The organism is Agreia sp. Leaf283 (genome assembly GCF_001422485.1).
Classification (GTDB): Bacteria; Actinomycetota; Actinomycetes; order Actinomycetales; family Microbacteriaceae; genus Agreia.
On the sequence record NZ_LMNF01000003.1, the window covers coordinates 322,317 to 344,544 of the forward strand.

Genomic DNA, 22,228 nt, shown 5'->3' on the forward strand with positions numbered 1-22,228 from the left:
GGGCACGCTGCTACGGTCGAGACATGTCCCCGGAACGACTGGCCGCGCTGGTGCAGCTGCGTCGTGCGCGCGACCTGATCGACAGGGAATTCGCGCGGCCGCTCGACGTGCCGACGATGGCGAGGCACGCGCTGATGTCGCCGGCGCACTTCTCCCGCCAGTTCAAGGATGCCTACGGCGAGACCCCGTACGGCTACCTGATGACCCGGCGCATCGAGCGTGCCATGGCCCTGCTTCGGGCAGGAGTCTCGGTCACCGACGCCTGCATGGCGGTCGGCTGCACCTCGCTGGGCTCCTTCAGCTCCCGGTTCAGCCTGCTGGTCGGGGAGACGCCCAGCCAGTACCGCAGACGGGAGCACGACGCCGTGCAGCTGATGCCGTCGTGCGTGGCGAGCGGGTACACGCGTCCGCGCACCGCCGACTCGGCGACCGCCGAATCGAGCAGGATTCGAGAAGCCGCGATGGCCCTCTCGGCCTAGCGTGGCATCCATGACCATCTCACTTCAGTACGCAGGAATCACCGTCACGGACGTCGACGAGGCGCTCGGCTTCTATCGCGACGCGCTCGGCTTCGAGGTGCAGAATGACGTCGCCAACGGAGGCTTCCGCTGGGTGACGCTCGGCAGCCCGGGCCAGCCCGACCTGTCGATCGTGCTCTCGGAGCCGCACGCCGGCCGGTCCCAGGCCGACGGCGACGCGCTCGAGGAACTGCTCGTCAAGGGCGTGCTGCAGACGCTCGTGTTCCGCAGCGACGATCTCGACGCGAGCTTCGAGAAGGTCCGCGCCTCCGGGGCCGAGGTGCTGCAGGAGCCGATCAAGCAGCCGTGGGGACCGCGCGACTGCGCATTCCGTGACCCCTCGGGCAACACGGTGCGCATCTCCGAGGCGTAGGCGCGGCGAGGCGCGTCGTCAATGCCGGGCGGCCCACAGCCGGCCGCGCGCAGACTGGGGGAGTGAAACTCGTTCCCCCCGCCCTGCGCGATCGCATCCGCCTCGTCCTGAGCGGCTCCAGCGACGAGCCGCCCGAGTGGTCGGTTCGTCTCGACGAGGGCGACGACGGAGGATTCTTCGCGCCGGGCTCTGCCACCTGGAGCGTGCACGGGGGCATGTCGACGATCGTCGCGGGTATCCGTGCGCTGCTGATCCAGGCGCTCCACCCCGGGGCGATGGCCGGAGTGCATGACCACTCCCGGTACAAGGAGGATCCCCTCGGCCGCCTGGCGGGTACCATTCGCTGGATCTTCACCGTCAGCTACGGCGATACGCGAACGGCGATCGGCACCTCGAACTGGGTACTGAAGATGCACGAGCGCGTCGTCGGCAGCTATCTCGATGCGCGGGGCGTCTCCCGCCCCTACGCGGCGAACGACCCGGAGCTGCTGCGCTGGGTGCACCTCGCGTTCACCGACTCGTTCCTCGCCACGGCCAAGCTCTATGGAAAGCCGATTCCGGGTGGGCCAGACGCGTACGTGCGCGAGTGGGCGATCGCGGGCGAGCTGATGGGCGTGCAGGACCCGCCGCGCTCGGAGGCCGAACTCGCCGCCCAGCTGCGGGGCTACCTCGACGCCGGCGACCTCGTCTTCACCGACCGCGTCGCCGAGGCCGTATCGTTCATCCGCCGGCCCCCGATCGGCCGCTCGCTGATGCCCGGCTACGCCCTGCTGTTCGCGGGCGCCGTCGCATCCATCCCGGAGCCGTATCGCGGCATGCTCAAGCTGCGCGTGCCGTCGCTGGGGCCCATCCGGATGCCGGTTGCAGCCGTGACCCGGCTCACGCTGCGGGTGATCGCGGGCACGTTGGAGAAGGACCCGCCGAGCGAGCTCGCGGCGCGCCGCAGGCTCGCCCGGCTGGGCATCGACGGCCCCGCGATCACCCGCCGGTAGCGCGGATCACACGGGGCCTGTCGATCAGACGGGGCGCGTGTCCGGCGAGACCGTGTGCTTGGCGTCGCGCACCACGACGGAGCCGAGGGCCTCGTCGATGCGCGCGAGGATGCCCTCGTCGAGGGTCACGCCGGCGGCCTTCACATTCGACTCGACCTGCTCGGGTCGCGATGCGCCCATCAGGGCGGATGCGACGTTCGGGTTCTGCAGGACCCACGCGATCGCGAGCTGGGCCATGGTGAGCCCGAGGTCGTGGGCGATGGGCTGCAGCAGCTGCACGCGGGTCAGCACGTCGTCGTTGAGGAAGCGCTTGACCATGTCGGCCCCGCCCTTCTCATCGGTGGCCCGGCTGCCCGGGGGCAGCTCCGCGCCGGGCTTGTACTTGCCCGTGAGCACGCCCTGCGCCACGGGAGACCAGACGATCTGCGACAGGCCGAGCTCCTCCGAGACGGGCACGACCTGGTCTTCGATCACTCGCCAGAGCATCGAGTACTGGGGCTGGTTCGAGATGAGCTGGAAGCCGAGCTCCTTCGACAGGGCGTGGCCCGCGCGGATCTGCTCCGCGTTCCACTCGCTGACGCCGATGTAGAGCGCCTTGCCCTGGCGCACGATGTCGGCGAAGGCCTGCATCGTCTCCTCGAGCGGCGTCTCCACGTCGTAGCGGTGTGCCTGGTAGAGGTCGACGTAATCGGTCTTCAACCGGCGGAGCGAGCCGTCGATCGACTCCATGATGTGCTTGCGCGAGAGGCCCACGTCGTTGGGACCCTTGGGCCCGGTCGGCCAGTAGACCTTCGTGAAGATCTCGAGCGATTCGCGGCGCTGGTGCTTGAGCGCCTTGCCGAGCACCTTCTCCGCCGCCGTGTTCGCGTAGGCGTCGGCCGTGTCGAACGTGGTGATGCCGGCGGTCAACGCGGCTTCGACGCACTGCGCAGCGATGTCGTTCTCGACCTGCGATCCGTGGGTCAGCCAGTTTCCGTACGTGATTTCCGAGACTTTGAGCCCGGACTTGCCGAGGTACCTGAATTCCATGTCCATCACGCTACTCCTCGCACTGAACGGCGGCTGGGGGTAGCGTGGGAGGCCTCCGATACGACAGGACCTCATGACCGCCACGCTCGAGATGATGAATCATCTGCTCGGTCTGGCCGTCGCGCTGTCGTTCGGCACGGGCACGCTCGACACGGCGGCCGTCGTCGGCGTCGTGGCCCTCGGCTCTCTCGCCGTCGCGTTGTGCACGCAGTACCTGGTGAGCCTGATCGGCCGCTCCGGCGTCTCGCTCATCGAGCAGACGGGTTTCGACCTCGCCGCCCTGCGCGTGCTGGTCGTGCAGAGCGATCCCAACGCGGCGGGCAGGCCGCGCACCAGGGCCCCGGCGCGCTCCATCCCGGTCGCCGCCTAGCCCTTCGGCTCGGCAGGCAACCACACGTCATCCATCTTCCGCCCATGACGTTGGGATCTCTCTGCCATGAATCCGTACACCCTCGGCCCCGTCGCGGCCGTCCTCGACGCCGCCTACGCGGTCGTCCAGCACCTCGCATCACTGCTCGAACCCCTCTTTCCCGTGGCCGCCGCCGGCGCCGCCATTGTCGTCATCACCCTGCTCGTCCGCAGTGCGCTCATCCCCGTGGGAGTCTCCCAGGCGCGGGCCGAGGTCGATCGGCGACGGCTCGCACCGCTCGTCTCCCAGCTCCGCCAGAAGCACGCGAAGAATCCCGAACGCATGCAACGCGAGCTGATGGCCCTGTACGCGGCCGAGAAGACGTCGCCGTTCGCCGGCTTCCTGCCGCTGCTGATCCAGCTGCCCATCGTGTCGCTCGTGTACGGGCTCTTCACCCAGCTGCACGTGAACGGGCACTCCAACGGCCTGCTCGAGCAGACCGTCTTCGGCGTGCCGCTCGGCACGAGCCTGCTGTCCGTCTTCGGTTCGGGCATCGGCCTGCAGCAGGCGATCGTCTTCGGCGTACTGCTGGCGACGATCGCGATCGTGGCCACCCTCTCGCGGCGCTTTCTCGCCCCGCTGCCCCCGGTGTCACTGCCGGGCACCCCGGCGGCGCCCGCCGCCGCGACCGTGCCGGGCGCCGAGTCGCTCACGCGCATCCTGAGTTACCTGCCCTACATCACCGTGCTCTTCGCGGCCTTCGTGCCGCTGGCGGCCACGATCTACCTCGCGCTGACCACGCTCTGGAGTTTCGTGGAGCGGCTGATCCTGCGGCGTCGGATGGCAGGATGAGAGCAACAAGGAGGTCGCCATGACGACGTACGTGGCGCTCGTGCGCGGCATCAACGTGGGCACGAGCACCCTGGTTCCGATGCCCGAATTCCAGAGCGTGCTCGAGCAGGCGGGGTTCACGAACGTGAAGACGCTGCTGAGAAGCGGTAACGCGGTCTTCGACTCGGCGACGTCGCTCTCGGCGGCCGGCGTCGTCGACCTCGAGACGCGCTTCGCAGAGGCCACCGGGGTGTCGGCACGCTTCGTCGTTCTCGAGGGGAGCGAGTTCGTGGGTGTCGTGCGGGAGAATCCGCTCGTCGATGTCTCCGACGACCCCTCGCGCCTGATGATCTCGTTCCTGCCGGATGCGGCGCCGCGCGAGTCGACCCTCGTCTTTCCCGACGCCGACGGCCTGCTGTCCGAGATCATCCGCCTCGGCAGCAGGGCGGTCTACGCGTGGTGCCCGAACGGAGTGTCGAAGTCGGCGATCCCGCCGGCGTTCTGGAAGCAGTTCGGCCCGGCCGCGACGACGCGCAACGCGAACACCGCGAACAAGCTGGTGTCACTGGTGCTGCCTAGACTCGAAGGATGATCGTGCAGGGCGGAGCAGACGACTCGACCGCCACCATGCTGCACATCGATATGGACGCGTTCTTCGCCTCGGTCGAGCTGCTCGACCACCCCGAACTGCGAGGCCAGCCGGTCATCATCGGCCACGCGGGCGGTCGTGGCGTCGTCACCAGCGCCACTTACGAGGCTCGGCGTCTCGGCGTCCACTCCGCGATGCCGGTCTCCGTGGCCATGCGACTCGCGCCGAAGGCGCACATCCTCGCCCCGCACATGCACCTGTACAAGCACTACTCGGCCGAGGTGATGCGCATCTTCCGAGACGTCACGCCCCTCGTCGAGCCGCTCAGCATCGACGAGGCCTTCCTCGACGTCTCCGGCGCCAGGCGGCTGCTCGGCAGTCCCAGCACCATCGGCTCGCTCGTGCGCGCGCGGGTGTTCGACGAGACGGGGCTCACCTGCTCGGTCGGAGCGTCGTCGACGAAGTTCGTGGCCAAAATGGCGTCGCAGCGCGCCAAGCCCGACGGCATGCTCGTCGTTCCCGAGTCCGAGATCCTCAACTTCCTGCATCCGCTTCCCATCAAGGCGCTCTGGGGTGTGGGGGCGAGCACTGAGGCCGCGCTCGCTCGCATCGGCATCAAGACGGTGCGTGAGCTCGCCGAGATGCCGCTCGCCGCGCTCACTCGCGCGGTCGGCGAGGCCTCGGGCCAGAAACTGCATGCCCTGGCACGGGGCATCGACCCGCGCGGTATCGTGCTCGAGCGCCAGGAGAAGAGCATCGGTCACGAGAACACCTTCGAGTTCGACGTGGGCGATCATCGGGTTCTCCACCGCGAACTGCTCAAGCAGGCCAACCAGGTGGCCGTCAGGCTGCGCAGGGCAGGCCTCGAGGGTCGCACGGTGGCACTCAAACTGCGCTTCAGCGACTTCACCACCATCACGCGTTCGCGCACCCTCGCAGAGCCGAGCGACCTCGGCAAGCAGATCTACGACGAGGCCAAGGCCATCTTCGATGCGCTCGACCTGCGCGATGATCAGCGCGTGCGGCTCATCGGTGTGCGTGTCGAGCAGCTCGCCGAGGCCGGCTCGGTCGTGCACCAGCCGTCGCTGTGGGCCGACGAGGCCGAAACCCAGACCGACGGATGGCGCGACGCCGAGCGCACCATCGACAAGCTGGCGGCTCGCTTCGGATCGGGCGCCGTCGGCCCCGCGTCGCTCATGCGCAAGAAGAGCCCAGGGTCCTCGCCGGAATAGCGGACCTGCGCGTCTCGGCTGCCCTTCGACAAGCTCAGGGAACGCCGCGGCCGTATCGAGACCACCGTTGGTGACCTCGATACGCCGGCTCGTTCCTCGCGCGGCTACTCGATCAGTGCGTGGCGTCGTCGCGCCCATCCCGACCCGCCGGACGGGCGCAACGACGCCACACAAGCGACGAGCCGACGTCGCGTGGCGCCATGGTGCCCATCGCAAGAACTCGGATGGGCGCGACGACGCCACCGGACAGCGCCGTTCGGATGGGGTCCGCCCTTCGACAAGCTCCGGGAACGCGCGCGGCTACTCGATCAGCGCGAGTCGTCAGACGCTGGGGCGGTAGACCGTCACCGAGTGGCCGGCGACGCGAGGGTTCTCGCCCCGCGGGCTCGACTCGAGGAGGACGTCGCTCGACGAGAGCAGGCCGTGAGGGGCATCCATCGGATCGGCCGAGAAGTTCACCAGCACCGTCACGTCGCCTCGGGTCAGCTGCAGCCACCGCTCGTCTTCGGAGAAGTCGACCGACAGCGTTGGCCAGCGCGGGTCGGTGAAGGCGGGAACGGTGCGGCGGAGCGTCGTGAGTGCGCTGTAGAACTCCAGCAGGCGCGCGTGCGCCGATCCCTCCGAGGCGGGCTCGCTCCAGTCGAGCTTCGAGTCGGTGAAGGTCGACAGGTCCTGCGGGTTCGGAACCTGCGACTCGTCCCAGCCCATGCGCTCGAACTCCGCGATACGGCCCTCCGCCGTGGCCTTGCCCAGCTCGGGCTCGGGATGCGAGGTGAAGAACTGGAAGGGCGTGGATGCTCCCCACTCCTCGCCCATGAAGAGCATCGGCGTGTACGGGCCGAGCAGGGTCAGCGCCGCCGCGATCGCGAGCTGCCCCTCGTCGAGGGATGCCGTGAGACGATCTCCGATCGCCCGGTTGCCGATCTGGTCGTGGTTCTGGTTGGCCACGACGAGACGCCAGGTGAGCACGTTGGCCGTGTCGATGTGCTTTCCGTGGTGGCGACCCCGGAAGCTCGACCAGGTGCCGTTGTGGAAGAAGCCGGAGGTCAGGGCCTTCGCGAGCGCGCTCAGAGGCTCGAAGTCGGCGTAGTACCCCGAGACCTCGCGGGTGAGGGCCACATGCACGGAGTGATGGAAGTCGTCGCTCCACTGGCCGGTGAGGCCGTAGCCGTTATGGTCGCGAGGGGTGAACATGACCGGGTCGTTGAGGTCGGATTCCGCGATGAGGCTGAGCGGTCGACCGACGAACGCCGACCAGGCATCCGTCTCCGCAGCGAGTTCACTGAGCAGGTGCCGCGAGCTCTCGTCGTGCAGGGCGTGCACGGCATCGAGGCGCAGCCCGTCGACGTGGTACTCCTCGAACCACATGCGGGCGTTGTCGAGAATGAACCGCCGCACCTCGGTGGAGCCGTGGCCGTCGAGGTTGATCGCTTTGCCCCAGGTCGTTCCCGCGGCCTCGTGCTCGTAGGGCCCGTAGACGCCGAGGTAGTTGCCGCTCGGGCCCAGGTGGTTGTAGACCACGTCCTGGATCACGGCGAGGCCGCGCAGGTGACAGGCGTCGACGAACCGGCGGTAGGCATCCGGACCGCCGTAGGTCTCCTGGATCGCGAACCAGAGCACGCCGTCGTAGCCCCAGTTGTGGGTGCCGTTGAAGGCGTTCACCGGCATGACCTCGACGAAGTCGATGCCGAGGTCGACGAGGTGATCGAGGCGGTCGATGGCCGAGTCGAGCGTGCCCTCGGGCGTGAAGGTGCCGATGTGCAGCTCGTAGATCGCGCCGCCCGCGAGCTGCCGCCCCGCCCAGTCGTCGTCGTTCCAGACGTGGGTCGACGGATCGACGGTGCGGGACAGTCCGTGCACGCCGTCGGGCTGCCGGCGGGAGCGGGGGTCGGGGAACGGGCCCACGGTCTCGCCGTTCGCATCGTCGACGAGGTAGCCGTAGTCGACCTCGCCCTGCGGCGACGAGGCGCCGGCCGTCCACCAGTCGCCGCCGGTGCGGGTCATCTCGATCGTCTGGCCGTCGGCGACCAGGCGCATTCGGGCGGCTTTCGGCGCCCAGACGTCGAAGGGGTGTCTGGCGGTCATTCGGAGAGATCCTCTCGGACGGCGGCAAGGAGTGCCACGGGAAGGTCGGCGAGCAGGTCTGACAGCGACACCGGGCCGGCATCGATCTGCCGCCCGGTGAGCACATCGACGCTGTCGCGCTCGATGGTGATCTGGGTCGAGCCCCAGCCGTCGGCCTGGGCGAGCGACCACGGAAGGCGCGTCGCGACCGTGATCGCGCCGCCCCTGTCGAAAGCGATGACGTGGCTGGCCGCGTCGCCGTGCGCCTCGACGGGTGCATAGCCCGAGAAGAGTTCCGGATGCTCGTGCCGCAGGCGAAGCGCCCGCGAGGTGACGAGCAGCTTGGCTGCGCCGGTCTCGTCGACGCTCGGCAGCGCTCCCGTGTCGAGAATCTCGAGCAGACGGCGCCTCTCGTCGAAGTCGACGGGTCGGCGGTTGTCGGGGTCGACAAGGGAGTTGTCCCACAGCTCGGTGCCCTGATAGACGTCGGGCACGCCCACCATGGTGAGCTGCAGCAGCTTCGCCGCGAGCGAGTTCGACCAGCCCGCGGGCCGGATGCGCGCGGCCAGCGACTCGACGAGCTCGTGAGTGCGCGGGTCGTCGTAGGCCGCGTCGACCGCCGCGTGCAACGCCTCTTCGAACGCCTCGTCGGGGTTGTTCCACGTAGTGGACGCACCGGCTTCGCGGGACGCCTTCTCGGCGTAGGCGTGAAGCCGCTCGCGCTCGATCGGCCAGGCCCCGATGGCCGTCTGCCACAGGAGCGAGTCGAAGGTCTCATCGCCGATGGGCGCCGACTCGCGCAGCTTCGCGAGCGTCTCGAGCCAGGTGTGCGGCAGCTCGCTCAGCACGTCGATGCGTGCGCGCACGTCTTCGCCGCGCTTGGTGTCGTGAGTGGAGAGGGTGGTCATGGTGCGGGGGAGCGACGCCATGCGCTGCCACTGGCGCGCGTGGAACTCCGTGGGCTCGATGGCGAACTCGGCGGGCTCTCCACCGACCTCGTTGAGTGAGACGAGCCTGTTCCAGCGGTAGAACGCCGTGTCCTCCACGCCCTTGGCCATGACCATGCCCGAGGTCTGCTGGAAGCGGATCGCCGCCGCGTTGCTCGGGTGGGACAGGGCAGCTGTCACGGCCTCGAGCTCTGCCGCGAGATCGGGCCGGGCCGTGAGCGCGTCGCGGTGGGCCTCCTCGAGCTTCTCGACGCCCGAGGGAAGATACGAGCGGTAGACGGGGAAGCAGGTCAACAGCTCGGCGATGGCATCGGCGATGGCGGGGGAGCCCCGCCACGTGGAGCCTTCGAGCGCGTCCTCACGATCGAGGTCGCGCTGGATGCGCAGCACCTCCGAGCGCAGGATGCCGTCGGCGACCTGGCGCTTCGTGTCGTGGATCAGCGACGTCCAGCTGTCGTGCGCACTCTCGCCGTCACCCAGGCCCAGCGCGACGTTCAGGAACGGCTCGCCCGAGGCATCCACCAGCACACGATCGATGTCGCCCAGCGCGTCGTAGCCGGTGGTGCCGGCCGTCTTCCACGAGGCAGGCAGCTTCTCGCGCCCCTCGAGGATCTTCTCGACCAGCACGTAGGCGCCGCCCGTGAGCTCGGCGAGGTGCTCGAGGTAGTCCTCGGGGTCGGCGAGGCCGTCGGGGTGATCGACCCGCAGGCCGTCGGCGAGTCCGTCGGCGAACCAGCGCCCGATCTCGGCATGCGACTCCTGGAACACCCACGGCACCTCGACCTTGACACCGGCGAGCGTGGTGACGGCGAAGAAGCGCCGGTAGTTCAGCTCGGAATCGGCGCGCCGCCAGTTCATGAGCTCGTAGTGCTGGCGCGAGTGCACCGTGATCGCGTCGGCACCGTCGTCGGCCGTGCCGGGCGCGACGGGGAAGCGGTTGTCGTAGTAGTGCAGCTCGCGCGTTCCGTCTGGTGCGGTCGCGAGCTCGAGGGCGTCGAGCGAGTCGTCGCCGAGCATGGGCAGCCGCACCTTGCCGTGGCCGAACTCCCAGTCCACGTCGAAGGCCTCGGCGTAGCGCGAGTCGCGCCCGTGGGTCAGCAGGTCCCACCACCACACGCTCAGGGGCGGGGTCGCCACCCCCACGTGATTCGGCACGATGTCGACGAGCACGCCGATGCCGCGGGAGTGCGCGGCCTCGGCGAGCCGCTCGAGCCCCTCGGGTCCACCCCGCTCCGGATCGACCCTCGAGTGGTCGATCACGTCGTAGCCGTGGTTGCTTCCCGGCTCCGCCTCGAGGATCGGCGACAGGTAGACCCAGTCCGCTCCGAGGTCTGCGAGGTAGTCGATGAGCTCGGTCGCCTTATCGAGTGTGAACGACGACGAGATCTGGAGTCGGTAGGTGGAGAGGGGTTCGCGCATGGTTCCTCGCTAGCCGTTGGACGGCTTGGTCAGGGGGATGGTGTCGATGGTGCCGGTCATGGCGGTGAGGGAGGCTGCCACCGAATGGTCTGCCTCGGTCACCGCTTCCTGGTGGGCGCGGAGCACGACGAGCGACTTCGCCAGTACCTTGACCTTCTCGTTCGCGCTACGGAGCGGACCGTCTGCAGCCTGGCCGGCCGAGTCGATGACCACGTCCCACGACTGCGAGTATTCGCCGGGAGGGAGAACGAAGTCAACGTCTTGCGGTTCGGCGTTGAAATAGACAAGGAAGTTCACGTCGGTGATGCGCTGACCGCGCTGGTCGCGTCCGCGGATGCCCTGCCCGTTGAGGAAGACGCCCACCGATCGGCTGAGCGGAGCGTCCCATTCCTCGGGTTCCATCTCACGGGCATCCGAGTTGAGCCAGACGATGTCGGGCAGCGGCTCGCCCTTTCCTCGCCTGACCGGCCGGCCGTCGAAGAAGCGGCTGCGGCGGAACGTGGGGTGCTCCTTGCGCAGCCGCGAGACGGCGGCGGTGAACTCGTTCAGGGGCACATCGGCGTGGTCCCAGTGGATCCAGCTGATCTCCGAGTCCTGGGCGTAGGTGTTGTTGTTGCCCTGCTGGGTGCGGCCGATCTCGTCGCCGTGCAGCAGCATCGGCACGCCCTGCGACAGCAGCAGCGTGGCCAGGAAGTTGCGCTGCTGGCGCGCGCGCAGCTCGAGGATCACCGGGTCGTTGGTGGGACCTTCGATGCCGGAGTTCCAGGAGCGGTTGTGCGATTCGCCGTCGTTGTTGTTCTCGCCGTTGGCCTCGTTGTGCTTCTCGTTGTACGAGACGAGGTCGCGGATGGTGAAGCCGTCGTGCGCCGTGACGAAGTTGATGGATGCGACGGGTCGGCGACCGGAGTGCTCGTACAGGTCTGCAGACCCCGTGAAGCGCGAGGCGAACTCGCCGAGGCTCGCGGGCTCGCCGCGCCAGAAGTCGCGCACCGTGTCGCGGTACTTGCCGTTCCACTCCGTCCACTGGGCGGGGAAGTTGCCGACCTGGTATCCGCCGGGTCCGACGTCCCAGGGCTCGGCGATGAGCTTGACCTGCGAGATCACCGGGTCCTGCTGCACGAGCTCGAAGAACGTCGAGAGCTTGTCGACGTCGTAGAACTCGCGGGCCAGCGCCGAGGCGAGGTCGAAGCGGAAGCCGTCGACGTGCATCTCGGTGGCCCAGTAGCGCAGCGAGTCCATGATGAGCTGCAGCGAGTGCGGGTGGCGCACGTTCAACGTGTTGCCGGTACCCGTGTAGTCCATGTAGTAGCGCTTGTCATCGTCCATGAGCCGGTAGTAGGCCGCGTTGTCGATGCCTCGGAACGAGATGGTCGGACCGAGGTGGTTGCCCTCCGCCGTGTGGTTGTAGACCACATCGAGGATCACTTCGATACCCGCCGCGTGCAGCGACTTGACCATGCCCTTGAACTCCTGCACCTGCTGGCCGCGCTCACCCGCGGAGGAGTAGCTCGACTGGGGCGCGAAGAAGCCGATCGTGTTGTAGCCCCAGTAGTTCGACAGGCCCTTCTCGAGCAGCGTGCTGTCCTGGACGAACTGGTGCACCGGCATCAGCTCGATGGCGGTGACGCCGAGCTTCTTGAGGTGCTCGATGACGGCCGGATGCGCGACGCCCGCGTAGGTTCCGCGCTGCTCGCGGGGCACGTCGGGATTCAGCTGGGTGAGGCCCTTCACGTGGGCCTCGTAGATGACGGTCTCGTTGTAGGGGATGTCGAGAACGCGGTCGCCGGACCAGTCGAAGAACGGGTTGATGACGACGCCGGTCATCATGTGCTTGGCCGAGTCGTCGTCGTTGCGGGAGTCGGGGTCGCCGAAGTTGTACGAGAAGAGCGACTGATCCCAGTCGATCGTTCCGCTGGTGGCCTTGGCGTAGGGGTCGAGCAGCAGCTTGTTCGGGTTGAACCGGCAGCCGTTCTCCGGGTCGTAGGGCCCGTAGACGCGGTAGCCGTAGCGCTGTCCCGGCTGCACCTGGGGCAGGTAGCAGTGCCACACGTAGGCGTCGACCTCGGTGAGTTCGATGCGGGTCTCCGCGCCCTTCTCGCCGAAGAGGCAGAGCACGACGCGCTCGGCAGCCTCGCTGAAGATCGCGAAGTTCGTGCCGCTCCCGTCGAAGGTCGCGCCGAGCGGGTAGGCCGATCCGGGCCAGCTTTCCATGGAGTTCTCCTGAGACGTGATTAAGGCGTGATGAGTCGGGTCGAGCGGGATGCTCGGAGGCGTGCGGTGAGAAGTCAGTCGAGCTTCGACATGACTTCGGCCGCGATGAGTTCGAGGTGGTCGAGGTCGTGGATGTCGAGAATCTGAAGATAGAGGCGTTCGACGCCGTCTTCGCGAAGGGCACCGATGCGATCGACGACCTCGGCGGGAGACCCGGCGAGCCCGTGCTCGCGGAGTTCGCCGGGCTCACGGCCGATGGCGGCGGCCCTGCGCTCGAACTCCGACGAGGTCGAGCCGACGGCGGCGACCAGGGCGGCCGAGTAGACGAGCTCCGAGGGGTCGCGCCCGATGCTCTCGCACGCGTCGCGCACGCCCCTGAACCGCAGGGGGATGTCGGCGAACTCGGCGAACGGCACGTTGAACTCGGTCGCGAATCGCGCTGCGAGCTTCGGGGTGCGCGTGGGGCCGCTGCCGCCGACGATGATCGGCACCGGATGCTGCACGGGTTTCGGAAGGGCGGGGGAGTCGACCAGGGTGTAGTGCCGGCCCTCGAACGAATAGGTCTCGCCGACGGGGGTTCCCCACAGGCCGGTGATCACCTCGAGCTGCTCCTCGAGCAGGCCGAACCGCTTCGCGGGGAACGGGATGCCGTAGGCGAGGTGCTCCTGTTCGAACCAGCCGGTGCCGAGGCCGAGCTCGACCCGGCCTCCAGACATCGCGTCGACCTGGGCGACCTGGATGGCGAGGATGCCCGGCTGCCGGTAGGTGACGCTCGACACGAGCGTGCCCAGCTTGATGCGCGTCGTCTCCCGTGCCAGCCCGGCGAGGGTCGTCCATGCGTCCGTCGGCCCGGGCAGTCCGGCTGTGGGATCGTCGCCCATGCGCAGGTAGTGGTCGGAGCGGAAGAAGGCGTCGAAACCGAGTTTCTCGGTCGCCTGTGCGAGGGTCAGCAGGTCGTCGTAGCTTGCGCCCTGCTGCGGTTCGGTGAAGATGCGTAGGTCCACACCCCCAGCGTGTCACACACCCGGCACTCTGGTGGCACGGTTGCGCTGGAGGTACCGTGACCTCATGACAAACATCGCCGTGAAGCTCGCAGAGACCGTTCGATCGTTCGGAGTGGGAGCCGTCTACGGCGACCCCGTCGAGATCGAGGGGCAGACCCTCGTGCCTGTCGCCATCAGCTGGTTCGGATTCGGCGGCTCGGGCTCCGACGACGCGGCCTCGGGGCTCGCGGGCGGAGGCGGCGGCGGCGCCGCCATTCCCGTGGGCGCCTATGTCACGCAGGAGAACGGGCGGGTCGCCTTCGAACCCAATCTCATCTCCTTGCTCGCCGTGTCGATTCCCACCATCTGGGTGACGGGAAAGGCTTTCGCGCGGATCATCCGCGCGCTGAAGAAGTAGTCGCAGCGGCCCTATACTGGGTCGCAACACGGGAGTCCGGTGAGCCGGGCTGAGAGGAAGGTTCTCCAACCTTCGACCGTCGAACCTGATCTGGATCATGCCAGCGCAGGGAGGACATCTCACGGTGTCGTCTGCAGGGTCTTCCTGCGGCGGCCCCACCCGTGCCCTGACATTCGCTTACGACGAAAGGGCACGATCAGTGCGCACTTCACCCTCCTCCACGGAATCCGTAACAACCGCCGTCGGCTCGAGCCGACCCGATCGCTTCAGGTGGCGGGTCGTCGACATCGTCGTCGCCAGCGTCATCGGCGTGGCCTCCGGCCTCGTCTTCTGGATCTGGGGCCAGGCCTACAACCCCATCTCGATTCCTTTCGAGGCCGCGCTGCCCGGCCTGCAAGCGCTTCTCGGTGGCGGATGGCTCTTCGCCGGCGTGCTGGGAGCCCTCGTGATCCGCAAGCCGGGTGCCGCTCTCTTCACCGAACTCGTCGCCGCCGCGGTCTCTGCGCTTGTCGGCACGCAGTGGGGTCCGCTGACGCTGCTCTCCGGTCTGGTGCAGGGACTGGGAGCCGAGATCGTCTTCGCCCTGTTCCTCTACGCGAACTACCGGGCTTATGTCGCGGTTCTCGCGGGCATGGGCGCCGGTCTGGCGCTGGCCATCAATGACCTCATCAACTGGTACCCGGGCTCCACCACGGGGTTTGCGATCACCTACACGGTGTCCTCAGTGGTATCGGGCGCCCTTCTCGCCGGAGTGCTCTCGTGGCTCGCCATGCGCGGCCTCGCGCGAACGGGCGCCCTCAGCCGTTTCGCCTCGGGACGAGAGGTCTCGGCGCGGGTCTGACAGGCATCCGGATTCACGACATGACGCTCGCCCCCCAGCCCCCCGCCGCCGTCTCGGCGCGCGGCTGGGGGTGGCGGCACGCGTCGCGCAAGGCCTGGGCGGTCGACGGGCTCGACCTCGAGATCGACCCGGGCGAGCGCGTCCTGCTGCTCGGTGCGTCGGGAGCCGGCAAGAGCACGCTCATGCACGCCCTCGCCGGCGTGATCGGCGGAGACGACGAGGGCGAGCAGAGGGGTGAGCTTCTGGTGTCCGGGCGGCGGGCAACGAGCGCTCGCGGAATCGCCGGCCTCGTTCTGCAGGATCCGGACTCGCAGGTGATTCTCGCCCGCGTCGGCGACGATGTCGCCTTCGGCTGCGAGAACCTCGGCGTGCCCCGCGACGAGATCTGGCGGCGCGTCGCCTCATCGCTCGATGCGGTCGGGCTCGACCTCCCGCTCGATCACCCGACCTCCGCCCTCTCGGGCGGACAGAAGCAGCGGCTCGCGCTCGCGGGCGTGCTCGCCATGCAGCCCGGCCTGATCCTGCTCGACGAGCCCACGGCCAACCTCGACCCCGAGGGCGTCGCCGAGGTACGCGACGCCGTGGCCAGGGTCGCCTCCTCGACCGGCGCGACCCTCGTCGTGATCGAGCACCGTGTCGAGGTGTGGCGCGACATCGTCGACAGGGTCGTAGTGCTCGCGCCCGGCGGGGGAGTGCTGGCCGACGGGGATCCGCGTCGGGTGCTGCGGGACCGCGGCGCCGAGCTCAGCGCGTCGGGAGTGTGGATTCCCGAGTTCCCCCCTCGCTTCACCGAGCGCCGGGTGGCCTCCTCCGGCGAGCGCCTGCTGGATGCCACGGGGCTGGGCATCGCGCGCGTGCGCGGTTCGCGCATCGCCGACGGCCTCGACATCGGCCTCGACGAGGGCAAGGCCGTGGCCATCGTCGGACCCAACGGAGCGGGCAAGTCGACTCTGGCCCTCACCCTGGCGGGTCTCCTGCGTCCCGACTCCGGAGCCGTATCTGCGACGCGCGCTCTGGCCGGCCCGCTGAAGTCCGCCTCGCCGATCTCCTGGCGCTCGAAGGATCTGCTCACCCGCATCGGCACCGTGTTCCAGGATCCGGAGCACCAGTTCCTCTCGGCCACCGTCCGCGACGAGCTGTCGGTGGGCCCGAGAGCCCTCGAACTGGGCGACGTGGAGGTCGACGCCCGCGTCGACGAGCTGCTCGAGCGTCTGAGGCTCGACCACCTGGCCCTCGCGAATCCCTTCACGCTGTCGGGGGGAGAGAAGCGCCGGCTGTCTGTTGCCACCGTGCTCGCGACCAGGCCGAGACTGCTCGTGCTCGACGAGCCGACCTTCGGCCAGGATTCGCGAACCTGGAGCGAACTCGTCTCGCTTCTCGCCGGCCTCCTCGACCAGGGCCAGTCGATCGTCGCCGTCACCCACGACGCCGACTTCGTGGCCGCTCTGGCGGATGACGAGGTGAGGCTGACATGAGCATCCTCACCCCGACGGCGGGACCCCAGGCGATCTACCGGATCAACCCGGTGGCCAAGCTCGCGACGGCGTTCCTGCTGGGTTTCGCACTCATCCTCACCATCGACTGGCTCTCCGCCGCCACGGCGCTCGTGCTCGAGAGCGTGCTGCTCGTCTGGGCCGGCCTCAGCGTGCGCCAGTTCCTGCTCCGCACGATCCCCGTGTGGATCGCCGCCCCGACCGCCGGGTTCACCACGCTTCTCTACGGGCAGCCCTCGGGCCAGACCTACGTCGAGTTCGGCCTGATCCACGTGACCGATGGGTCGGTCTCGCTGGCCATCGCCACCGCATTTCGGGTGCTGGCGATCGGCCTTCCCGCCATCGTGCTCTTCGTGACCATCGACCCGACCGACCTCGCAGACGGGCTCGCCCAGGTCTGGCATCTGCCCAGCCGCTTCGTGCTCGGCGCGCTCGCGGGCCTCCGGCTCGTGGGGCTGTTCCTCGACGACTGGCGCTCGCTCGAGCTCGCCCGTCGGGCACGGGGCGTGGGCGATCGGGGGCGCATCCGTCGCCTTCTGTCGCAGGCCTTTGCACTCCTCGTGCTGTCGATCAGACGCGGCAGCAAGCTCGCCACCGCGATGGAGGCCCGCGGCTTCGGGGGAGACACGCCGCGCACCTGGGCGAGGGAGTCGGTGTTCGGATGGCGCGAGATCGCCCTGATCGCCATCGGCGCGGCGATCGCCGCCATCGCGATCACCGTCGCGGTGGTCTTCGGAACCTGGAACTTCATCGTCGGATGAGCACTCGCAACGTCGTTCTGCTCGACGGCCCCAGCGGAGCGGGAAAGAGCACTCTCGCCGATCGGCTGGTGGCCGGGTGGCCGGATGCCGTGCGGCCGCAGCTCGTGCGGCTCGACGACATCTACCCGGGGTGGGGCGGCCTTCGTGCGGCGGGAGAACACGTGCAGCGGTTCATTCTCGAACCTCTCGCCGATCGCAGGGCCGCACGCTGGCAACGCTTCGACTGGAGCGCCGACGCTCCGGCCGAATGGCACGAGATCGACCCGGATCGCCCGCTTCTGATCGAGGGGTGCGGAGTGCTCACCCGGGCGAACGCGCGGCTCGCAGACGTGCGGATCTGGCTGGATGCGCCGGACGAGGTGCGCAAACGACGGGCCCTGGAGCGCGACGGGGAGACGTACGAGCCGCACTGGGACGAGTGGCAGCGGCAGTGGGAGTCGTTCATCGCACGTGAATCTCCCGAGTCGTGGGCGGACCTCAGGCTCGACGGGTCCTAGCAGACTTCTCAGCACGGCCGCGGCTGGGAGCTGAATGCAGCCTGACGGTTTACGGTGGAGCCATGACTGAGAAAACCTACACAGCCCTGTATCTGGACGGTCCCCTCGAGGGACAGACCGAGGAGCGCGCGTTCATCGACGGCGAGTTCGACACGCGGTTCCCCGCGCTCGGCGCCGTCGGAGGCCTCGAGTCGACGTTCTGGTACGAGTCGGGAGACACCGAGGAGGTCGAAGGCCACCTCACCGTGAAGTACTCCTTCGACGCGGCAGACTCCGACCCCACCGTTCGCACCGGCGACATCGGAGACGACCACTAGGGTCGTACCGCCCGCGGCCGGCCCCTACTCGGAGTCGGTTCGAGATCGGATGAAGGCGTCGATCACGGGAGCCGGATGGGTCATCCGCCAGACCGGCCCCGGATCGGCTATGCGCCTGTCGAGCTCGAGCAGCACGGTCACGTCTCCCGTGGGCGTGTGGAACGTCACCTGACCGACGCGCGTTCCCTTCGCCGCGGTGGTCACCGGCTCCACCGTGATCGTCTTCGTGACCGGTGTCGTCAACCAGATCAGCTCGGATTTCGTGGTCACGGCCACCCCGTGGGCCTCGTCGCCCCAGGGGGTCGTGTACGTCACCAGCTCGTCGGCCTCGGCGACGAGCACCGTCTCGGTGAGTGTCTCGGCCGCGCTCGAGACGAGCGTCGTCAGGTCGCCATCCAGTGTCTCGTAATCGGGTTCGCGCAGGAAGGCGCCGTACAGCGGGACGGCATCGTCGCCCGTGCCGACGGTCAGTCGGAACAGGAAGCACAGCCCCGCCGCATCGGTGAAGCTGCGCGACAGGCCCGTTATGCCGTCTTCGGCGCGGTAGGCCGCGACGTTGTCGACAGGCCGATTGCCCGCGACCACCACGCTGTCACGGCTCATGATGTCGGCGATCACGGGGTCGCCGAAAGCGCGTGACGCCAGGGCGGCGAGGTCGGATGCCGTGCCCTCCGATCCCTCGGCCAGTCCGGTCGCGTCGACCACGGTCGTGCCCGGGTATCCGTTCGCGGCCAGCCAGGCGTTCGCGGCCACGACGTAGTCGTCGACCGACCCGAACGCCCACCGTGCGAGCGCATCGGCGTGGGTGTTGCTCGAACCCAGCAGCATGGCCTGCAGGTACTGCTGCTCGGTCCAGGTCTCGCCGGCGATGAGCGAGATCGAGCGCGCCGCTTCGGAGATGTAGGTGACGTAGCCCGCGTAGTCCTCGGCGGTCACGACGATCGACGGCCCCGGCTTGCCGGCCTCGATCGGCTTCTCGTCGAGCACGACGAGAGCGGTGATCACCTTCGTCACGCCTCCCAGGGGAACAGCAGCGGTGTCGCCCCCGGATGCCAGCACCGAGCCGTCGGCCGTGGCGATCGCGCTCGCGCCGTTCTGCGAGACGGTCGGGGCGCCGCGAGTCGGAACGATGTCGGAGGCGTCGTCGATCACGGCCTCGGTGCGGGGGAGCGGACCCACGAGTGTCGCCGGCCCGTACAGCCCGATGGCGAGGATCAGGATGGCCACGAGCGCGATGCCCAGAGCCCGGTTGATTCGTGATGCCGCTGATCGAGCCATGGGCCAAGGCTAACCGGGTGGCGGTGGATCGCCGGTCAGCCCCAGCCGAGTTCGTGAAGTCTGGTGTCGTCGATGCCGTAGAAGTGGGCGATCTCGTGAACCAGGGTCACGTGGATCTGCTCCTTGAGCTCGTCGAGGTCGTCGACGAGTTCGAGCAGCGGCTCGCGGTAGAGCACGATGCGATCGGGCATCTCGCCGAACCCGTACTGCCCCCGCTCCGTGAGGGCGACGCCGTCGTAGAGGCCCAGCAGGTCGAGGGAGCCGTCTTCCGGCCTGTCTTCGACCACGAAGACCACGTTCTCGAGTCCGTCGATCATGTCGTCGGGCAGGAGGTCGAGTTCGGCCACCACGAGCGCCTCGAACTGCTCGGCGTCGATGTCGTGCACGGAGGGCTCTCCTTCGGACTGATACGCGCGGGATACGACAAAGGCCCGGATCGTGATCGACCCGGGCCTTTCTCTCTGGGGTGAATAACGGGGCTCGAACCCGCGACATCCGGCTCCACAAGCCAGCGCTCTACCAACTGAGCTATATCCACCATGTGCCACTCGATGAGAACTCATCGAAGCGACAGAAGAAGACTCTACTACAGACCGGCGGCGAACTCGCGCACAATCGTCGAGGAAAGCTCCTTCAGGTCGTCGGTGGCCGGTCCGGGTTCGGCCACGAAGGCCCCCTTGCGGTAGTAGCCGAGCTCGCGGATCGACTCGAGGATGTCTGCGAGGGCGCGGTGGCCGCCGTCTTTCTTCGGTGCGTTGTAGTACACCCGGGGGAACCACCGGTGCACGAGTTCTTTGATGCTCGAGACATCGACGCTGCGGTAGTGCAGGTGGCCGTCGACGCGCGGCATGTACTTGGCGAGGAATGCGCGGTCGGTGCCGATGGTGTTTCCGGCGAGCGGTGCCTGCTGGCCGGTGGGAACGTACTTGAGGATGTACTCGAGCACCTGGAACTCGGCCTCTGCCAGGCTCACGCCGTTCGGTATCTCCTGGTCGAGACCGCTGGACGCGTGCATGTCGCGCACGAAGTCGTTCATGTTCTGCAGCGCCGAGTCATCGGGCTTGATCACGATCGCGAACCCGGGATCGATGATGTTGAGGTCGAAATCGGTGATGACGACGGCCACTTCGACGAGCTCATCGACGCTGAGGTCGAGTCCCGTCATTTCGCAGTCGATCCAAACGAGACGATCCGTGAGTGAAGCCATATGCGCAATCCTATCCGTGTGCTGAGAATCGTAGGATGGACGCGATGATCATCACTCTCTCCATCCTGCTTCTGGCCAACGCCCTCTGGAACGCGCTCGTGTGGCCGCGGTTCTATGCACGCATCAGCAAGGATCCCCGGGCGCGAGACTCCTCGGGCAGGGCGACGACCTTCCTCAAGGTCCACGCCGTGCTGATCGGCGTCTCGCTGCTGCTCGCCGCGGTCTCCCTCGTGGTGGCGATCATCGCGCTCGTCACCGCCTGACGCGCTATCGTAGAAGCGCCTCGCCGTCGTGGCGCGCACGCCTCCGTAGCTCAGTGGATAGAGCAAGAGCCTTCTAATCTCTTGGTCGTAGGTTCGATTCCTACCGGGGGCACCGTATTCATAGCCGTGTGATCAGCCTTGAGTTCGCCTCAATAGTTGTCGCTTCAACTATTCTCAGGATTTCCACAGTCCTCACAAAGAAGTCGCAAGAGTCACGCCCCTAGGGTCTAAGACGTACGTACTTGCCGTGTACATCCCGACTGATGGAGAGAACAATGATCACCCGCCACCAGAAAACCGCTGTCACCGCCCTTGCCGGACTCTCGCTCCTCGGTGTCGTCACCGGTTGCTCGACCGAGGCCGCAACCACCGACTCCGCGAGCACGCCTGTCGCCACACCCACGAGCACCACCGAGGCGACCACCGACGCGGCCGAGTCCACCCCCGCTGCCGCAGGGTCGTCGGTCTACGCCGACGGCGAGTACTCGGCCGAGGGCGAGTACACCTCGCCGGGCGGCGAGGAGCACGTCTCCGTCTCGCTGACCCTCGCCGACGACGTCATCACGGCCGTCACGGTCACCCCCGAATCCACCAACCCCAACGGCAAGAAGTACCAGGGCGAATTCGCCGACGGTATCGCTGCCGTTGTCGTCGGCAAGAGCATCGACGACATCTCCGTGTCGAAGGTGGCCGGTTCATCTCTGACGAGCGGCGGCTTCAACGACGCCGTCGACCAGATCAAGGCCGATGCCGCCGTCTAGTCTCCGTTTCGAAGGAATCGGCACGGCCTGGCAGATCGACACCCCCGACGAGCTCTCCGAGGTCGTCGTGGGTCGGGTGCGAGGCCGTGTCGAGGCTTTCGACCGTGCATACTCGCGGTTCCGCCCCGACTCCCTCGTCGCGAGGCTGGCCGAGGCGCCGGGAACGGTCGACTTTCCCGACGACGCCGCCGAGCTGTTCGACCTCTACGACCTGCTCGACGAGGTCAGCGAGGGGGCGGTGACCCCGCTCGTCGGCCGTTCGCTCGAACACCTCGGCTACGACAGCGGGTACAGCCTCACGGCCGGGCCCGGTCGGGTCGTTCCTGCGCGATGGCCGGATGCGGTCAGCCGCGTAGGCGCGAGCGTCACCACGACCGCTCCCACCGTCATCGACGTGGGCGCGGCCGGCAAGGGATACCTCATCGACCTGGTCGCCGAGGTGCTCGTCGAGTCCGACGTGGAGAGTTTCGTCATCGACGCGAGCGGAGACCTCGTCAACAGGGGTGAGCCCCTGCGCGTCGGCCTCGAGCATCCGTTCGACCCGAGCAAGGCGATCGGGGTCGTGACACTCGGCAACGAGTCGCTGTGCGCATCCGGCTCGAACCGCCGCGTGTGGGGCGAAGGCCTGCACCACATTCTCGACGGGCGCACGGGCGCACCGACATCCGACATCATCGCGACCTGGGCGATCGCGAAGAACGGGCTCCTGGCCGACGGCCTCGCCACCGCACTGTTCTTCGTTCCGCCCGCCCGATTGGCCCCCCACTTCGATTTCGACTGGGTGCGCATGCACTCGAACGGAATCGCCGAACGATCCCGCGCTCTGCGGGGAGAGGTCTTCTCCTGATGGCTCGA

Annotated in this window: 24 protein-coding genes, 2 tRNA genes and 1 riboswitch; of the genes, 17 read left to right on the forward strand and 9 right to left on the reverse strand. The window is 68.1% G+C overall.

The window, feature by feature from the left end; translation table 11 throughout:
- The first annotated feature begins 23 nt into the window (after positions 1 to 23).
- From ASF51_RS15160 to ASF51_RS15170, 3 genes are all read left to right on the forward strand, one after another.
- Positions 24 to 479: a helix-turn-helix transcriptional regulator gene (locus ASF51_RS15160; RefSeq protein WP_055931651.1), complete on the forward strand. Its 456-nt coding sequence runs from the start codon at positions 24 to 26 to the stop codon at positions 477 to 479.
- Positions 480 to 489: 10 nt separating this feature from the next.
- Positions 490 to 891 carry a VOC family protein gene (locus ASF51_RS15165; RefSeq protein WP_055932264.1) on the forward strand — a complete coding sequence of 134 codons (402 nt, stop codon included), beginning with the start codon at positions 490 to 492 and terminating at the stop codon, positions 889 to 891.
- A gap of 62 nt (positions 892 to 953) precedes the next feature.
- Positions 954 to 1,883: an oxygenase MpaB family protein gene (locus tag ASF51_RS15170; RefSeq protein WP_055931653.1), complete on the forward strand. Its 930-nt coding sequence runs from the start codon at positions 954 to 956 to the stop codon at positions 1,881 to 1,883.
- A gap of 24 nt (positions 1,884 to 1,907) precedes the next feature.
- Here ASF51_RS15170 and ASF51_RS15175 read toward each other — a convergent pair whose 3' ends face one another.
- Positions 1,908 to 2,912 (reverse strand): aldo/keto reductase family protein, encoded by a 1,005-nt coding sequence (locus tag ASF51_RS15175; RefSeq protein ID WP_055932266.1) that lies wholly within the window; start codon positions 2,910 to 2,912, stop codon positions 1,908 to 1,910.
- A gap of 73 nt (positions 2,913 to 2,985) precedes the next feature.
- Here ASF51_RS15175 and ASF51_RS15180 point away from each other — a divergent pair, with 73 nt between their 5' ends.
- The 4 genes from ASF51_RS15180 (at position 2,986) to dinB (ending at position 5,913) form a co-directional block, all read left to right on the forward strand.
- On the forward strand, positions 2,986 to 3,282 hold the full coding sequence (locus tag ASF51_RS15180; protein ID WP_055931655.1) for a DUF6412 domain-containing protein: 297 nt from the start codon (positions 2,986 to 2,988) through the stop codon (positions 3,280 to 3,282).
- A 66-nt stretch (positions 3,283 to 3,348) separates the two neighbouring features.
- Positions 3,349 to 4,113, forward strand: coding sequence for a membrane protein insertase YidC (locus ASF51_RS15185; protein WP_055931657.1), 765 nt, complete (start codon positions 3,349 to 3,351; stop codon positions 4,111 to 4,113).
- 19 nt (positions 4,114 to 4,132) lie between these two features.
- Positions 4,133 to 4,684 (forward strand): DUF1697 domain-containing protein, encoded by a 552-nt coding sequence (locus ASF51_RS15190; RefSeq protein WP_055931659.1) that lies wholly within the window; start codon positions 4,133 to 4,135, stop codon positions 4,682 to 4,684.
- Positions 4,681 to 5,913 carry a DNA polymerase IV gene (gene dinB / locus ASF51_RS15195; RefSeq protein WP_055931660.1) on the forward strand — a complete coding sequence of 411 codons (1,233 nt, stop codon included), beginning with the start codon at positions 4,681 to 4,683 and terminating at the stop codon, positions 5,911 to 5,913. The genes ASF51_RS15190 and dinB overlap by 4 nt, the downstream gene beginning before the upstream one ends.
- A 321-nt stretch (positions 5,914 to 6,234) precedes the next feature.
- Here the strand turns inward: dinB and treZ are convergent, their stop codons facing one another.
- From treZ to ASF51_RS15215, 4 genes are all read right to left on the reverse strand, one after another.
- On the reverse strand, positions 6,235 to 7,998 hold the full coding sequence (treZ, locus tag ASF51_RS15200) for a malto-oligosyltrehalose trehalohydrolase (RefSeq protein ID WP_055931663.1): 1,764 nt from the start codon (positions 7,996 to 7,998) through the stop codon (positions 6,235 to 6,237).
- Positions 7,995 to 10,343, reverse strand: a complete 2,349-nt coding sequence (gene treY / locus ASF51_RS15205; protein WP_055931665.1) for a malto-oligosyltrehalose synthase — start codon at positions 10,341 to 10,343, stop codon at positions 7,995 to 7,997. The genes treZ and treY overlap by 4 nt, the downstream gene beginning before the upstream one ends.
- A 9-nt stretch (positions 10,344 to 10,352) precedes the next feature.
- Positions 10,353 to 12,554, reverse strand: a complete 2,202-nt coding sequence (glgX, locus tag ASF51_RS15210; RefSeq protein ID WP_055931668.1) for a glycogen debranching protein GlgX — start codon at positions 12,552 to 12,554, stop codon at positions 10,353 to 10,355.
- Positions 12,555 to 12,628: 74 nt separating this feature from the next.
- The gene (locus tag ASF51_RS15215; protein ID WP_055931670.1) at positions 12,629 to 13,558 is read right to left on the reverse strand and encodes an LLM class F420-dependent oxidoreductase; all 930 of its coding nucleotides are present in this window, start codon (positions 13,556 to 13,558) and stop codon (positions 12,629 to 12,631) included.
- A 64-nt stretch (positions 13,559 to 13,622) separates the two neighbouring features.
- Between ASF51_RS15215 and ASF51_RS15220 the strand changes: the two genes are divergently transcribed.
- The 6 genes from ASF51_RS15220 to ASF51_RS15245 all read left to right on the forward strand — a co-directional run bounded on the left by ASF51_RS15220 (position 13,623) and on the right by ASF51_RS15245 (position 17,864).
- Entirely contained in the window at positions 13,623 to 13,955 is a 333-nt protein-coding gene (locus tag ASF51_RS15220; protein WP_055931674.1) for a hypothetical protein, read from the forward strand.
- 27 nt (positions 13,956 to 13,982) lie between these two features.
- Positions 13,983 to 14,085, forward strand: a riboswitch (TPP riboswitch).
- 69 nt (positions 14,086 to 14,154) lie between these two features.
- Positions 14,155 to 14,796 carry an ECF transporter S component gene (locus tag ASF51_RS15225; RefSeq protein ID WP_055931676.1) on the forward strand — a complete coding sequence of 214 codons (642 nt, stop codon included), beginning with the start codon at positions 14,155 to 14,157 and terminating at the stop codon, positions 14,794 to 14,796.
- Between the two features lie 20 nt (positions 14,797 to 14,816).
- Entirely contained in the window at positions 14,817 to 16,271 is a 1,455-nt protein-coding gene (locus tag ASF51_RS15230) for an ABC transporter ATP-binding protein (RefSeq protein WP_082480141.1), read from the forward strand.
- Positions 16,268 to 17,050 (forward strand): energy-coupling factor transporter transmembrane protein EcfT, encoded by a 783-nt coding sequence (locus ASF51_RS15235; protein WP_055931679.1) that lies wholly within the window; start codon positions 16,268 to 16,270, stop codon positions 17,048 to 17,050. Before ASF51_RS15230 ends, ASF51_RS15235 begins: the two co-directional genes overlap by 4 nt.
- Positions 17,047 to 17,547 (forward strand): hypothetical protein, encoded by a 501-nt coding sequence (locus tag ASF51_RS15240; protein ID WP_055931682.1) that lies wholly within the window; start codon positions 17,047 to 17,049, stop codon positions 17,545 to 17,547. The genes ASF51_RS15235 and ASF51_RS15240 overlap by 4 nt, the downstream gene beginning before the upstream one ends.
- A gap of 62 nt (positions 17,548 to 17,609) precedes the next feature.
- Positions 17,610 to 17,864: a hypothetical protein gene (locus ASF51_RS15245; protein WP_055931685.1), complete on the forward strand. Its 255-nt coding sequence runs from the start codon at positions 17,610 to 17,612 to the stop codon at positions 17,862 to 17,864.
- 24 nt (positions 17,865 to 17,888) lie between these two features.
- On the opposite strand, the gene ASF51_RS15250 is transcribed toward ASF51_RS15245, so the two are convergent.
- The 4 genes from ASF51_RS15250 to orn form a co-directional block, all read right to left on the reverse strand.
- Positions 17,889 to 19,142, reverse strand: a complete 1,254-nt coding sequence (locus ASF51_RS15250) for a D-alanyl-D-alanine carboxypeptidase family protein (RefSeq protein ID WP_055931688.1) — start codon at positions 19,140 to 19,142, stop codon at positions 17,889 to 17,891.
- Positions 19,143 to 19,177: 35 nt separating this feature from the next.
- Positions 19,178 to 19,528 (reverse strand): metallopeptidase family protein, encoded by a 351-nt coding sequence (locus tag ASF51_RS15255; protein ID WP_055931691.1) that lies wholly within the window; start codon positions 19,526 to 19,528, stop codon positions 19,178 to 19,180.
- Between the two features lie 76 nt (positions 19,529 to 19,604).
- A tRNA-His gene (locus ASF51_RS15260) sits at positions 19,605 to 19,680 on the reverse strand.
- 48 nt (positions 19,681 to 19,728) lie between these two features.
- On the reverse strand, positions 19,729 to 20,349 hold the full coding sequence (gene orn, locus ASF51_RS15265) for an oligoribonuclease (RefSeq protein WP_055931694.1): 621 nt from the start codon (positions 20,347 to 20,349) through the stop codon (positions 19,729 to 19,731).
- Between the two features lie 44 nt (positions 20,350 to 20,393).
- On the opposite strand from orn, the gene ASF51_RS15270 reads away from it, so the two are divergent.
- From ASF51_RS15270 to ASF51_RS15285, 4 genes are all read left to right on the forward strand, one after another.
- On the forward strand, positions 20,394 to 20,612 hold the full coding sequence (locus ASF51_RS15270; protein WP_055931697.1) for an SCO4848 family membrane protein: 219 nt from the start codon (positions 20,394 to 20,396) through the stop codon (positions 20,610 to 20,612).
- Between the two features lie 39 nt (positions 20,613 to 20,651).
- Positions 20,652 to 20,724 (forward strand) — tRNA-Arg (locus ASF51_RS15275).
- Between the two features lie 163 nt (positions 20,725 to 20,887).
- Positions 20,888 to 21,373, forward strand: coding sequence for a hypothetical protein (locus tag ASF51_RS15280; RefSeq protein ID WP_055931700.1), 486 nt, complete (start codon positions 20,888 to 20,890; stop codon positions 21,371 to 21,373).
- A complete protein-coding gene (locus tag ASF51_RS15285) occupies positions 21,360 to 22,220 on the forward strand; it encodes an FAD:protein FMN transferase (protein ID WP_055931703.1) in 861 nt (286 codons plus the stop codon). Before ASF51_RS15280 ends, ASF51_RS15285 begins: the two co-directional genes overlap by 14 nt.
- The last annotated feature ends 8 nt before the right edge of the window (positions 22,221 to 22,228 follow it).